This window comes from Haloarcula sp. H-hyl2, assembly GCF_056934385.1.
The window spans coordinates 554,429-566,958 of record NZ_JBRIIJ010000001.1; the positions used below are offsets into that span (position 1 = coordinate 554,429).

Annotated in this window: 16 protein-coding genes; 10 read left to right on the top strand and 6 right to left on the bottom strand. The window is 64.3% G+C overall.

Annotation, left to right across the window (positions count from 1 at the left end; genetic code table 11):
- The first annotated feature begins 4 nt into the window (after window positions 1-4).
- From Hhyl2_RS02900 to Hhyl2_RS02910, 3 genes are read left to right on the top strand one after another with little or no spacing between them, the layout of a single operon-like run.
- A complete protein-coding gene (locus Hhyl2_RS02900; protein WP_483549221.1) occupies window positions 5-301 on the top strand; it encodes a DUF8036 family membrane protein in 297 nt (98 codons plus the stop codon).
- Between the two features lie 50 nt (window positions 302-351).
- Window positions 352-723, top strand: coding sequence for a hypothetical protein (locus tag Hhyl2_RS02905; RefSeq protein ID WP_483549222.1), 372 nt, complete (start codon window positions 352-354; stop codon window positions 721-723).
- A gap of 56 nt (window positions 724-779) precedes the next feature.
- Window positions 780-1,634 carry a UbiA family prenyltransferase gene (locus tag Hhyl2_RS02910; protein WP_483549224.1) on the top strand — a complete coding sequence of 285 codons (855 nt, stop codon included), beginning with the start codon at window positions 780-782 and terminating at the stop codon, window positions 1,632-1,634.
- Window positions 1,635-1,649: 15 nt separating this feature from the next.
- On the opposite strand, the gene Hhyl2_RS02915 is transcribed toward Hhyl2_RS02910, so the two are convergent.
- On the bottom strand, window positions 1,650-2,102 hold the full coding sequence (locus Hhyl2_RS02915; RefSeq protein WP_483549225.1) for a hypothetical protein: 453 nt from the start codon (window positions 2,100-2,102) through the stop codon (window positions 1,650-1,652).
- Window positions 2,099-2,692, bottom strand: a complete 594-nt coding sequence (locus Hhyl2_RS02920; protein WP_483549226.1) for a DUF7344 domain-containing protein — start codon at window positions 2,690-2,692, stop codon at window positions 2,099-2,101. The genes Hhyl2_RS02915 and Hhyl2_RS02920 overlap by 4 nt, the downstream gene beginning before the upstream one ends.
- 527 nt (window positions 2,693-3,219) lie before the next feature.
- Between Hhyl2_RS02920 and Hhyl2_RS02925 the strand changes: the two genes are divergently transcribed.
- The 4 genes from Hhyl2_RS02925 to Hhyl2_RS02940 all read left to right on the top strand — a co-directional run bounded on the left by Hhyl2_RS02925 (window position 3,220) and on the right by Hhyl2_RS02940 (window position 6,683).
- Complete coding sequence (locus Hhyl2_RS02925) at window positions 3,220-3,597, top strand: hypothetical protein (protein ID WP_483549227.1); 378 nt, start codon at window positions 3,220-3,222, stop codon at window positions 3,595-3,597.
- A 122-nt stretch (window positions 3,598-3,719) separates the two neighbouring features.
- Window positions 3,720-4,853, top strand: coding sequence for a signal peptidase I (locus Hhyl2_RS02930; protein ID WP_483549228.1), 1,134 nt, complete (start codon window positions 3,720-3,722; stop codon window positions 4,851-4,853).
- A gap of 205 nt (window positions 4,854-5,058) precedes the next feature.
- The gene (locus Hhyl2_RS02935) at window positions 5,059-5,376 is read left to right on the top strand and encodes a DUF7964 domain-containing protein (protein ID WP_483549229.1); all 318 of its coding nucleotides are present in this window, start codon (window positions 5,059-5,061) and stop codon (window positions 5,374-5,376) included.
- 125 nt (window positions 5,377-5,501) lie between these two features.
- Window positions 5,502-6,683 carry a DUF5305 domain-containing protein gene (locus Hhyl2_RS02940; RefSeq protein WP_483549230.1) on the top strand — a complete coding sequence of 394 codons (1,182 nt, stop codon included), beginning with the start codon at window positions 5,502-5,504 and terminating at the stop codon, window positions 6,681-6,683.
- A gap of 67 nt (window positions 6,684-6,750) precedes the next feature.
- Here Hhyl2_RS02940 and Hhyl2_RS02945 read toward each other — a convergent pair whose 3' ends face one another.
- The 3 genes from Hhyl2_RS02945 to Hhyl2_RS02955 form a co-directional block, all read right to left on the bottom strand.
- Window positions 6,751-7,929 (bottom strand): redox-regulated ATPase YchF, encoded by a 1,179-nt coding sequence (locus Hhyl2_RS02945; RefSeq protein WP_483549231.1) that lies wholly within the window; start codon window positions 7,927-7,929, stop codon window positions 6,751-6,753.
- A gap of 64 nt (window positions 7,930-7,993) precedes the next feature.
- Window positions 7,994-9,049, bottom strand: a complete 1,056-nt coding sequence (locus Hhyl2_RS02950) for a polymer-forming cytoskeletal protein (protein ID WP_483549232.1) — start codon at window positions 9,047-9,049, stop codon at window positions 7,994-7,996.
- A gap of 78 nt (window positions 9,050-9,127) precedes the next feature.
- A complete protein-coding gene (locus Hhyl2_RS02955; protein ID WP_483549233.1) occupies window positions 9,128-9,436 on the bottom strand; it encodes a hypothetical protein in 309 nt (102 codons plus the stop codon).
- An 82-nt stretch (window positions 9,437-9,518) separates the two neighbouring features.
- Between Hhyl2_RS02955 and Hhyl2_RS02960 the strand changes: the two genes are divergently transcribed.
- From Hhyl2_RS02960 to Hhyl2_RS02970, 3 genes are all read left to right on the top strand, one after another.
- Complete coding sequence (locus Hhyl2_RS02960) at window positions 9,519-9,716, top strand: DUF5800 family protein (RefSeq protein WP_483549234.1); 198 nt, start codon at window positions 9,519-9,521, stop codon at window positions 9,714-9,716.
- A gap of 314 nt (window positions 9,717-10,030) precedes the next feature.
- The gene (locus Hhyl2_RS02965) at window positions 10,031-11,197 is read left to right on the top strand and encodes a thiolase domain-containing protein (protein WP_483549235.1); all 1,167 of its coding nucleotides are present in this window, start codon (window positions 10,031-10,033) and stop codon (window positions 11,195-11,197) included.
- Window positions 11,194-11,580 (top strand): Zn-ribbon domain-containing OB-fold protein, encoded by a 387-nt coding sequence (locus tag Hhyl2_RS02970; RefSeq protein ID WP_483549236.1) that lies wholly within the window; start codon window positions 11,194-11,196, stop codon window positions 11,578-11,580. Before Hhyl2_RS02965 ends, Hhyl2_RS02970 begins: the two co-directional genes overlap by 4 nt.
- On the opposite strand, the gene Hhyl2_RS02975 is transcribed toward Hhyl2_RS02970, so the two are convergent.
- Window positions 11,581-12,522 carry an alpha/beta fold hydrolase gene (locus Hhyl2_RS02975; RefSeq protein ID WP_483549237.1) on the bottom strand — a complete coding sequence of 314 codons (942 nt, stop codon included), beginning with the start codon at window positions 12,520-12,522 and terminating at the stop codon, window positions 11,581-11,583.
- Window positions 12,523-12,530: the final 8 nt, after the last annotated feature.

The following is a 12,530-nucleotide window of genomic DNA, read 5'->3' on the forward strand; positions in this document are numbered from 1 at the left end:
GCTGATGGCGATGGGACCGCTCATCACGGCAGCGGCCGTGCTGGCGGGGATCAACGTGGTACTCCTGCTCCCGCTGGTAGGGATCTGGGCGCGTAACTACGCGACGTTCAGGACCGGCCTGGTCGCCGGATTGCTCGCGTTCGCCGTAGCGATGCTCGCGGAGAACGCCATCGCCGTCTACTTCTTTTTCTCGATGCAGAGCTTCTACGCCGGCGACCCCCACGTCCAGGAGGCGGTGCTGGTGTTGCGCTCGCTCCAGTTCGTCGCCATCGCGGGCCTGAGCTACACGACCCTGCGCTGACGCCACGGAATCCGAAGGGTGGATACTGGTCGGGTTCATACTGTGGGTCGATGGAACACCTCGCCCCGTCGAACGTGCCACTGTACGACACAGTCGACGAGCAACAGGACATCTGGCAACGGTGTGCGGATCGGGGACAGCCGGTGCTCGCGATCCGTCTCGGCGAACGCGGGTATATCGTCCGCTACGACCTCCAGCATCTCGACGTCGAACTGTCGACGGAGACCGTCCAGAAACTCCGGAACCGAGTCCGATCACGCCGGCCGTACCCGACGGGAACAGATCCGGTCTCGGAGACGGAGGGCGTCGGCGGCGAGACCGGCCCGGTCGCGGGCGAACTCCACGTGTCGACCGAGCACGCAGCCAGAGAACTGGCCTCCCACATCTCGCCGTTCGTACTGACACGGGACAACTGGGTCTGAGTCGCCGCGCCGGCGACCGCACGAGACTTTTTGCCCTATCGCTCCGTTGTCGACGTATGGCAATCTCCCGACACGACACGGGGATTTCGGCGGCGGGACGGGCTCTCTGGTCGCAGGTCCACCCGGTGTTCATGCTCCCGCCACTGGCGACGTCGCTGTTCGGCGCGCTCCTGGCGGGTGGTGTCGACCTGCGCGTGGCCGCCCTGCACGCCGGCGCGATGTTCTTTGCCGTCTACACCGCCCACGTCAAGGACGGCTACGTCGACTTCTACGTCCGGGGCGAGGACGACGACCACCCGCTGACGAGCACCGCGTGTCGGGGGGCGCTCGTCGGCGCTGGGGTCGCGTTCACGGCCTGTACCGCTGGCCTGTGGGCACTGGTCGGGCCCGTGGCGGCGCTGGTCACCGTGCCGACGTGGCTCATCGGTTACACGCACGCCCCGCAACTCGATATGAACCCGGTCGGGGCGACGATGGGCTACCCGACGGGCATCGCGCTCGCGCTGCTGGGTGGCTATTACGCCCAGGTGACGGCGTTCTCGCCCCGCGTGGCTGGCCTGGCCGTGGTGTTCCTCGTGCTGTTGACCGGCATCAAGGTCATCGACGACGAACAGGACTACGACTACGACTCCAGCATCGACAAACGGACCGTCGCCGTCGTGCTGGGCCCCAAACGGGCGCGTCACCTTGCCGTCGGACTACTCGTCGGCGCGATGGCCGGTGTGGTGGCGCTGGCGGCCGTGCTACCCACGGTGCCACCGACCGCCGCCGGAGCGGGTGTCGTCTTCGGTGCCGTCGCCGCCTTCGCACACCGTGCGGACTCCGAACTGGCGACGATGCTACTCATCCGTGGTTCGTACCTTTTCCTGGCGGTGTTAGTGGCTGCGGTGTGGTTCCAGCCACTGGGCTAAATGGGTGCGGAACGGTCACCCACACTCGATCGTCACTACTCTATCTAGTTCGACGCTGACGCTCTCGCTGGCAGCGAAGATGTCGATCGTGTACTGTCCGGCGGCCGTCGTGTTCTCACAGTCGACCATCACCTCAAACGCAGTCCGCTCGCCACTGTCCACGGTATCCATATCGTTCCAGGATTCGATTGCGGGCGGGCCCTCGAGGTCGCTCCGGACGAAATCGTAGCGGATTTTGATCTCCATCGGGAACCGGTTCGTGATTGTTAGAAGGGAAACATTACTCTCGTTCCCCGAAACCGTCACTGGCTCCGGGTGTTCGATCCCCAGGTAGGCGTCCGGATCCTCGGCGACCCTGATCTCGACCGTCCGGTCGGCGCCGATCGTGCTGACGCCGCCGGTCTGGACCGTCAGCGAGGCGACGACGAGCGCCACGCCGACGAGGAGGGCGACCCGTCTCCCGTTCATCGTTCGCCCACCTCCGGCGGGTCCGCGGTGCTTCCCAGTCGGAGTTGCGAGTGGTTGAGGTACGTATGAACGCTGGCAGAGACGAAGAAGGCCACGACGAGAAACAGCGCACAGGAGAAGTCCGGAACACTAGCAGCGGGACCGATATCGAAACCGACACCGACGAGTGCGACGATTCCAACCATCGAGAGCCCGACGTAGTACAGGCTCCAGGGGATGTCGACACCAGGCACCACGTCGAGGTACACTTCCAGATCGGAGACGGCATCGGCCAGCGCGACCGTCTCCCGCTGGCGGTCGTACTCGACGAACCCCTCGGCGTCCATCTTCGGCAGGTGGTGCTGATGGAGGGCTGTCTTGACCCGCTTGGTCTCTGTCGAGGTGAGCCCGTCGATGGGTTTCTCGTTCTCCCAGGCGGCGACGTGTTCCGCGAGTTCACGGAGGTAGACGCGTCGATCGCAGTTCTTGAGATAGTGGAAGACGAACCGTCGTCGATTGTTGCTCAGGATCTCGAAGACCGCGTTCTCGGAGGGTGTTTGACCAGTGCTATTAGTCCCCGCTCCCGTGTACTTGACATCGGCTTTGCTCATAGTCCCTGAGTGGCTCTCACAGCGACGCCGCCGATACGCACTCGCCGACCCGTTATAGTTAGAGACCTGACAATCCCGTGAACGAGCGGCTTACTCGCTTCGTTGTACTACTCCGCGAAACCGACATCCGGTAAGTCGGCGCTATCGAACCGAAAAGAGGGTTTGCGAGGCGAATGCGCCGGTTTCGCCCCCGCAAAGAGCCATTGGGTACTGTCACTGGTCTATACAAAAGGGGTGATGCCACGTGGCATAACGTGAGCACCCCCGGCCGTGGTGTCGGATGCGTGATTGGTCGGACGGGTGTGCAAACGGAGACCAAAATAATGCAACGACGCAAATTCCTGGTCGGACTTGGATCGCTTGCTGCTGGTGCCAGTGCCGTGATGGGGACTGGTGCTATCACAGAAACGAGTATGGAACGTGGTGTTCGCGGACGGGTCGCTGCTGACGGCCCCAGCAGTGCGTACGTGGCGATCAATCCACTGTCTATCAACGGCGAACATCTCGAATTCCGGTCGAATGGAGAGATGCGCCTGTTCTTCGGGGATATCGGAAGCGGTGGCGCTGGCCTCAACCCCGATTCGGACAACCGATTTGACGGGATCTTCGAGGTGGAAAATCAGAATCCATCCGGTAACTCGGTCCACGAGTACTGGCTCTGGATCGAGAATTCGACCTCGAGACTGACGTTCTACCGGGACAGTGAGCCCGCCAATTCGCTTGAAGGTATCGGTAACGCTGAGAGTATGGGGATGGGTGACGACGATCCCGTGCGACAAGTTGTTGGTGTCCATGTTGATCTAACTGACTCCGGACTGTCTGCAGGAGACAGCCTCTCGTCACTGGTCGACGCGGACGACGAGTTCGTCATCCACATGGAGAAGACGAACGGGTCCCCGCCCTGATCGACCGAGTATCAGCGGGAGTGTAACCTAATTACCCCCTCATTTCTTCCGACCCAAATTGTCGATACGCTTCCTCTGATAGGCGGTCGATAACTATTGAAGGTATCTCTCTATGGAGTTCTATGACCGTCAGGGCCGCTCTCTCGCGAGTTGTGACCGCAGCGCTTCTCGTTACCATCGTCGCGCTCCTGCTCAGCGGATGGCTCGGTCAACCGGTCCTGTTCGGGTACGTGGCGACCGATAGTATGAGTCCGACACTCCAACCGGGTGACGGATTCGTCGCGATACCGTCCGCGGTCGCTGGGCCAGTAGACCAGGGAGACGTCGTCACCTTCCGGGCGGAGGTACTTCACGACGGGGGCCTCACCACGCACCGCGTCATTGGGGAGACCGATCACGGGTATATTACGAAAGGAGACGCGAATCCGATCCCGGATCAGTCTGGCTCCGGCGAGCCCCCCGTCCGTGACGAGCAGGTGGTCGCGAAGGCGTTGCAGATCCACGGTACTGTCGTCGTCATCCCACGGCTCGGACAGGCCGTCACCGGAACGCAGACGATCTTAGAACGCGTCCAGCGTCATTTCGCCGGATTCGTCGGGTCCCGGACGCTCCTGGGAACACAGGGGTTCGCCACCCTCATCGCCATCGTCATGCTGGGACTGTACGGCGCAGACGTGCTCCGTGAGTGGTTCAGCGCCCAGTCGAAGTCCCGCGAACGGTCGTCCAAGCGCGATACAGGCTTGAACGTACGGGTTCTTCTGATAGTATTCACACTCACTATCGTCACCGCGATGACGGTCGGCATGGCGGCTCCGTCCGGGTATCACGAGTTTCACACGATCAAATCAGGCACTGAAGCCGCGACGCTACACGTTTCGAACAGCGCGTTCCTCCCGATGGTCGTCTATCTCGAACCGGGTAGCCAGAAGATCGAGACCTCGTCTAACCGCCTAACAGTTGGGCCCCACTCCACGGAGGAGGTGACGGCATTTATCTCACCGTCACAGGGTCCTCACGACTCCCGTCGGTATCTCGGCGAGCATCGATACTTCGCGCTCCTCCCCCAGGACGTTCTCAGCCATCTCTATCGGTACCACCCGTGGGCGCCGATCCTCGCTATCGATGCGCTCGTCGCTATCCCGTTCTACCTGTTCGGCGTTCGACTCGTGGGAACGGGTCGTGCTCGCAATCGCTCACGTGGCCGTGAGCTCTCCGTATTCGCCCACCTCCGTAGACAATTCAGGAAGCTCTACTGATCGAGATACCGTGGGATGAAACAGGACGACCTCGGACCCGACGCTGAAGTAGTAGGCGCTGGCGTCACGAAGGACCCGCTCGTCCCAGATTGGCCAGTGTCTCTGCTGCTGCGAGCTTTGTCGGCGGAAAGGTATCCCTTGTCCCGTCCCTGAAGACGGTACTCTGATCATAGCAATAGTCGTGTTCTGTCAATACTCTCGTCAGATGGCATCAATTACGAACCTTCCGCGGAGGCCGCTGGGCGCACCGGATATCGCGAAACTCGGGAGCAGAGAGCAGGTCGATGTCGTGCCATATGGCGGGCTCGGAGACGACGAGAACATCGAGATCTACGCCATCAAGCTCGCCGTCGACGACACGGCGTATGCGCTCGGGTTCGACGACGACGCCGGCGAATGGACTCACATACTGACCGTGGACGCAGCCGACCGCCAATCAGCGGACGAGCAACTAGATTCGGCTCTCGACGCGTGGGCGATCCAACACTACAGCGAGGATTTCGACGTCGTGAAGCCGCTGTGAATCACGGCTTCCACACAGACACCATACAACCAAAGCCAGTCTCGTCCACTGTGTCCTGGGGTAATCCCCACCAACCGATGAATATGGTATAAATAACAATTCTTCAATGGGACGCCGAAGAGGTAATGTCGAGACGCTGGCTCCGTCTGCGTTCTCTCTTCGACAGACAGTTCGCAACTGTCCTCGTCGGACTACTGATCCTCGCACTCCTTGGTGGCTGGCTCACCTACGGTGCTCACGTCGAACCTGGGACGACGACGGAAGAACGGGTCGCGACTTCGTGGTCGATGACTGCCAACTATGAGCACCGGGCGACAGTCACGGAATCGAACCCGATCTACGACAACGGAACGGAACTGTCGAATCGGTCGGTGTATCTCGCGTTCGCCGCGCCGGTGTTGAACGGGAGTTTCGTCTTCGACTACAACGCGAGCGACAGCGGGCAACTCGACGTGGCGGTCGTGGAACGGGCGGTGGTCCGCTCGGTTGAACGGGATCGCGAACAAACGACCGAGGTGTGGAGCCGGACACGCACGCTCACCACTGCGCGTGTCGATTCGCTGTCGCCTGACGACACGATGCGAGTCCCGTTCAGCGTCGATGTCAACCGAACGATGAACCGGACCGAACAGATCGAGGAACAACTGGGTCGACCACCTGGCGATCCGCGGATGGAAATCGTCTCGCTCGTACGCATCACCGGCACCGTCAACGGCCAGTCCGTGAACCGGACGATGGAGTACGTGCTCCCGATCGCCTTCCAGTCAGCAACCTACCGTGTCAACGCCACGGCTAGCACGCAGGAGTTCCAGACGACCGAGACCGTCCAGGTCCCCCGCGAACCGAGCACTCTCGAAACCGTCGGCGGGCCCGCGCTGATCGGGCTCGCGTTCGTCGCGCTTACCGCTCTCGTGGTCGCGCGGACGCGCAACGGCCTCGCGCTGACCGACGTCGAGCGGCAACGGCTCACCTACGAGGACGAAAGAGAGACCTTCGACGATTGGATCACAACTATCGAACTGCCGCCCGACGTTCACGACCTGCCAGAAGCGCGGGCGGCGTCGCTGGGTGACCTCGTGGACTTCGCGATCGACACCGACAACAGCGTCGTCGAGGCCCCGGATGGCCAGTCGTACCACGTGGTCCACGACGGGTACTGCTACACCTACGAGCCGCCGGCTGCCCCGACGGAGACGCCGGGTGAAGACCCGGAGATAGCTGCACCAGCAGAGGGAGTAGCCGATGGGTCCGAGGGCCCCGACGACGAATCGGAGGCGTCGAGTCCGCTCGGCGGCGACGACGCGTAGCAGTCCCACCGACCGGTGGGGCGACAGCTGGGGGCCGCGGCGGCGACGAGCGAGAGTACGGCCGTTCTCAGTTATCACTTATTATCTTCACCACGGCTCCCTCTTCCAGTTCCGTCTCGTCACTGATTCGCCGGTTCGCTCGGGCATCGACCGCGTGAGTGTAGCCCTCGCCGATGTCGGAGTGGACGGCATACGCGAGGTCCTTCGGCGTCGAGCCCTGCGGAAGGAGGAAGGCGTCCGGGAGGACGTTGCCCTGGCCGTCGGTCCACTTCGTGTCGTTCTGGACCGGGTAGGCCGTGAAGTAGTCGAGCAGACCGTAGACGGCGGTGTCCAGCGCTTGCTGGACGCCGGTGCCGCCCCACTGGTGCATCACCTCGCGGATGCGATCGAGTCCTTCGCGCTGCTGGTCGCTGACGTCGCCGACGATCTCGAAGTCATCGTCGCCCGGATCGTAGTCGATGGCGCCGGCCTTCGCGGCCTTCCGCAGTGCCAGTTCGCCGTCCGCGGTGGCGGGGACGACGACCTCGGCGGCCTCCCGTAGCCGGTCGATGTTGCCCTCGGGCGCGATGTCGGCCTTGTTGGCGACGACGGCGATCGGTTTCGTCCGGCGTCGGATGTCGCTGGCCAGTGTCTCCCGGTGGTCGTCGGTCCAGGCGATGGGATCGTCGGGATACTCCATCTCTCGGAGCGTACGGGCCACGTCCAGTTCGGTCGCGCCGACGCCGGCGAGCATGTCCGTCAGCGCCTCGTCGATGTCGAAGTCGGGCGAGCGGGAGGCGCGTTCGACCGACTCCCAGTTCCGGTCGACGATGCTGGCGAGCCACAGGTCCATCTCCCGCTCGACGAAGTCGACGTCCTCGACGGGGTCGTGTTCGCCGACTTCGACGGGTTCGCCCTCCTCGTTGGTCCCGCCAGAGGCGTCGACGACGTTGAGGATGACGTCGGCGTTCGTCAGTTCGTCGAGGAACTGGTTGCCCAGCCCGCGCCCCTCGTGGGCGCCGGGGACGAGACCGGCGACGTCGATGAGTTCGATCGGGACGTACCGTTTCCCGTCGTGACAGTGCTCGTCCCCACACCGCTCGTCGCGATCCAGACAGGGGCAGTCGGTCCGGACGTGACTGACCCCGCGGTTAGCGTCGATGGTCGTGAACGGGTAGTTCCCGACGTCCACGTCGGCCATCGTCGCCGCCTTGTAGAAGGTCGACTTCCCGGCGTTCGGTTTGCCGGCAAGCGCGATCGAGAGCATGCTATCGCATACCGCAGTCTGGGAAAAGGGGGTTTCGGTTTCGCAGGTGTCGCTGGTGGGAGACCTACTCGGCCGGTTCGACCCGCTCGTCGTCCTCGGTCGCCTCGTCCGTGGTGGAGTCGGACTCGCTCTCGCCCACAGCGTCGGACTCGTCGTTGGTTCCCGCGTCGGCCTCCTCGACGGCGTTGTCGGTCTCGGCGGTCGCCCCTGTCTCGTCGTCGGCCGCCAGTTCCTCGGCCATCTCCGCCATCGCTTCGGCGGATTCGTCCGGACGCTCGATGACCGCCTCGGTATGCATCCGCATCTCGCCGCGGGCACGGATGGTTCCGTCGACGGTCGCGTTCTCGTGGAGGTCGACGTTGTCGGCCGAGATATCGCCCCAGACCTTCACCCCGGGACCGACACGGACGTCACCGTTGCGGGTGGTCACGTCGCCCTTGATCTCGGTCCCGCGGCCGACGGCGATATCTTCGCGGGCGCGGAGGCTGCCGAAGACGGTGGTATCACGGCCGACCTCCAGGGACTCCGCACGGATGTTGCCGTGGAGTCGGCAGTCGTCGCCGACGGTCGCCGGCGTCGAGACCTGCCAGGTGTCGTCGGAGACGGTCGCGCCCCGCGGGATCAACACTGGGTCGTGGTCGTCGGCGCCGTTGCCGAGCACCTCGTCGACGACCTCCTGTGCGGCCTCGTCCTCGCCGATGCGGAGCAACTGTGAGAGGTAGACGAACAGGAAGACGATGGTCGGCATCGGGTTGCGGATGACGATCCAGCCGTTGGCCTCGAATCCCTCCTCGATGTCGACGTCGTCGCCGATGTCCAGATCGCCTGCGACACGCAACTCGCCGCCGACGTGGACGCGCTCGCCGATGTAGGCGTCCTCGCCGACGAGGACGTTCTCGGCGACGTCACACCACATATCGAGTCGACAGTCGCCTTCGGCCTCGATGTGGCCGCCGAAGCGGACGCGCTCGTCGGCGATGACCGACCGGCCCCGGACGCCGAACTCGACCGTGCTCTGCCCGCCGACGATGACGTCACCGTCCGTCACCAGGTCGTGTTCCTCGACGGTCGTCCCGTCGGGGATCGCGAGTTCCGAGAGCGGGTCAGAACCGAATGGCACGTGCCAACAAGCGGTTCCACTCGTATTAAAGCCTCAGGGTGTGCACGACGAGCGTCTGACGTGCGTCTGACGCGGCCGTTACCCGTCGTCCCTGTCCCCGAGCGCTTCCGCCTGCTCACCGCGGGTGAGACCACCGATACCGGCGAACCGACCGTCGTACTGCCAGGTCGGGATCGCGTCCCAGGTCGTCCCGTCGCCGGCATCATCCAGGCGCCGGACCCACAGGACGACTACTGTGAGCCACCCCACGAGTACGGCCAGGACGCCTGGGACGTCTGCCCGAAGCACTACGGCTATCAGTGGGAGCGTGACCCAGCCGGTGAGGACACCGGCGTCGAGATACTGCCGGGTCCGGACAGACACCGAGAGATCGACAGTCCTCGTCATAGCTGCCGTTTCGGAGCCGGGAGTAACTGTCTTGTGGGGGCGAGAAGCTACACTTTTATCTGCTACGCCCGTACGCTGGTATATGACGGTTCTCTCGTTCGACGAGCAGGGCGTCGACGTCGTGTTTCAGGGCACCGAGTTCCGCCTGGAGAAATCGCTGATCGAGGACGCGACACAGAAGTCCTACCCGGACGTCACTGACCACGAGGTACTGCAGATCGTCGAGTCCGACCCGGCGCTCTCCGGTGAGCCCCGACGGGTCTCGGAGATCGTCGACTGATCCCGTCTGCTGTCCGTCTCGTCCACATCTGCTATACGACTGAGTGGGGTCGGTACAGCAATCTCTTCGAGACGGTGCACCCTATCAGTGTGTTGTCTCTTTCTGGAGCGCCCTTATTATCACCCTATCAACACTTCTTTGCCACCAGGAATCCACGCCGTCTATCGATACCTTCGAAGGGTCTAGAACTCTCGAAGGTATATATTGGGAATTTGTATAATCGGGTGCCGTCGTGCGGTTTCGACGGTCTGTTTTCGTGACAAGTGGTCACATATGCGGCAGACATTTAAGTACTCGGTACGCACTGATAGATAATGTCAGACCCACGTGTAGCCGGGGCCGGTGTCACGAAGTTCGGGAAACACCCCGAACGGACCGGTCGCGACCTGTTCGCCGAGGCAGGACTCGAAGCACTGGACGATTCCGGCGTCGACCCGGACGACGTCGACAGCCTGTACTACGGCAACTTCATGGGCGAACTGGCCGAACACCAGGGCCATCAGGGACCGCTGATGGCCGAAGCCATCGGGCTGGACGCCCCCGCGACCAGGTTCGAGGCGGCCTGTGCCTCCGCTGGGGCAGCCATCCGTGAGGCGGTCCGGGCGATCCGGAGCGGGGAGTCCGACGTCATCGTCGTCGGCGGCGCCGAACGGATGACCAACATCGGGACCGCGGCCGCGACGGACGCGCTGGCCATCGCCGCCGACGACCTCTACGAGGTCCGTGCCGGGATGACCTTCCCCGGCGCCTACGCGCTGATGGCCCGGTCGTACTTCGACCAGTACGGTGGCTCTCACGAGGACCTCGCCCACATCGCGGTCAAGAACCACGAGCACGCCCTCGTCAACGACCACGCCCAGATTCGGAAAGAGATCACCGTCGAGGACGCGCTGGAAGCGCCGACCATCGCGAGCCCGCTGGGGCTCTACGACTCCTGTCCGATCACCGATGGCGCGGCCGCAGCGGTCCTGACGAGCGAGGCCTACGCCGAGGACCACGGCCTGGACGCGCCGGTCGCCGTCACCGGAACCGGGCAGGGTGGCGACAACCTCGCGCTCCACGACCGCCCCCACCTCGCCCAGACGCCGGCCGCCGACAAGGCCGCCGAGGAGGCCTACACCGACGCTGGCGTCGGACCCGACGACGTCGACGTCGCCGAGGTCCACGACTGTTTCACCATCGCGGAAGTGCTCGCCATCGAGTCGCTGGGGCTCTACGAGCGCGGTGAGGGGATCTTCGCGGCGACGAACGGCGAGACCGACCGCCACGGCGAGCTGCCGGTGAACCTCTCGGGTGGCCTGAAAGCCAAGGGACACCCCGTCGGTGCGACCGGCGTCGCCCAACTGGCGACGATCACCTGGGTCCTGGACGGCACCCATCCCAGGGCCGACGCGGTGCCGGAGGGAACTGTCGGCGTCGCCCACAACGCCGGCGGGACCGTGGCGTCCACGACGGTCCACGTCCTGGAGGTGGCAGAATGACCGACCGAGCGCCCGACGGGCAGTACGACGCCTGGCTCGACGCCATCGAGGGCGACGAGGGCCACTACATCGAATGTGAGAACGGCCACGGCTGGCTCCCGCCGCGGCGTATCTGTCCGGAGTGTGGCTCGCGGGACCTCACCGAGACACCGCTGCCCGACGCTGGCGAGGTGCTCACGCATACGACCATCACCGTCCCGACGCCACAGTTCGAGGACGACGCCCCCTACGTCACCGCCGTCGCGGACTTCGGCCCGGTCACGATCACAGGGATCGTCCGGGGCGTCGACCCGGAGGACGTCGATATCGGGACGATGGTCGGCATCGAGGTCGGCGAGCGCGTGACCACCGGGGACCGGCTCGTGGTCTTCCGCCCGCGCTGATCAGTCCTCGATCGGAACGGTGGTCGTCTCACCGCGGACGATGTCGACGAACTCCGCGGGATGTTCGACGTGGGGGAGCAACAGCGACTGTTCGATCGAGACGAGTTTGGTGTCGGCCCGCTCGGCCAGTTTCCGCCCTTCCGAGAGGGGTGTGATGTCAGCGTCGGCGCCCCAGACCAGCGTCACCGGCACGTCCAGTTCTGCGAGCGTGTCCCCCAGGTCCGCTTCGGGGTCGAGGAAGCCCGAGACGAACGACGCCGGCGCGAACCGGGCGCCTGGCTGGTGGCCCGACAGCCACTCGTAGTCGACGACCTCGTCGGTGAGGTTGGCCATGTCGTAGTAGCCGTGGTCGGCGTGGAAGTGCCGGATCGACCGCTTCGAGACGATGAGGTTGTAGACGGCCTGGCCGACCAGCGGCGAGCGCAGCAGCGAGCGCAGCCAGACGTTCCGGTCGCCCATCGACGAATCGGTCGGACAGATCAGGACGAGTTCGGCCACGTCGACCTCGCTGGCGGCGCTGGCGGCGTAGGCACCCGTCAGCGAGGAGGCGACCACCGTCGCGTCCTCGGTGTTGTCGGCGACGAAGTCCCGGACGAACGTTGTCAGCAGCGACGCCGAGTAGAGTAGCGGCGGCCGATCCGAGTGCCCGAAACCGGGCAGGTCGGGCGCCACGACGTGGTACTCTTCGGCCAGTCGGTCGAACACCGCGTGCCACTCGTGGCTGCTGCCCGCGGCGTTGATGCCGTGGAAGAGGACCAGGTCTGGGTCGGCCGGGTCGCCGGCCTCGGTGTAGGCGATGTCGAAGCCACGCCAGCGGTAGCTCCGCTGGGTCCCGTCGAGGAACGGTTCGAACTCTGCAGCGCGGGACTGGAGGAGACGGTTCGCGAGCGCCGTCGCGCCGACAGTCCCGGCGGCGACACCCAGGGCCTTTCGGAGTTTCATACGTCGAG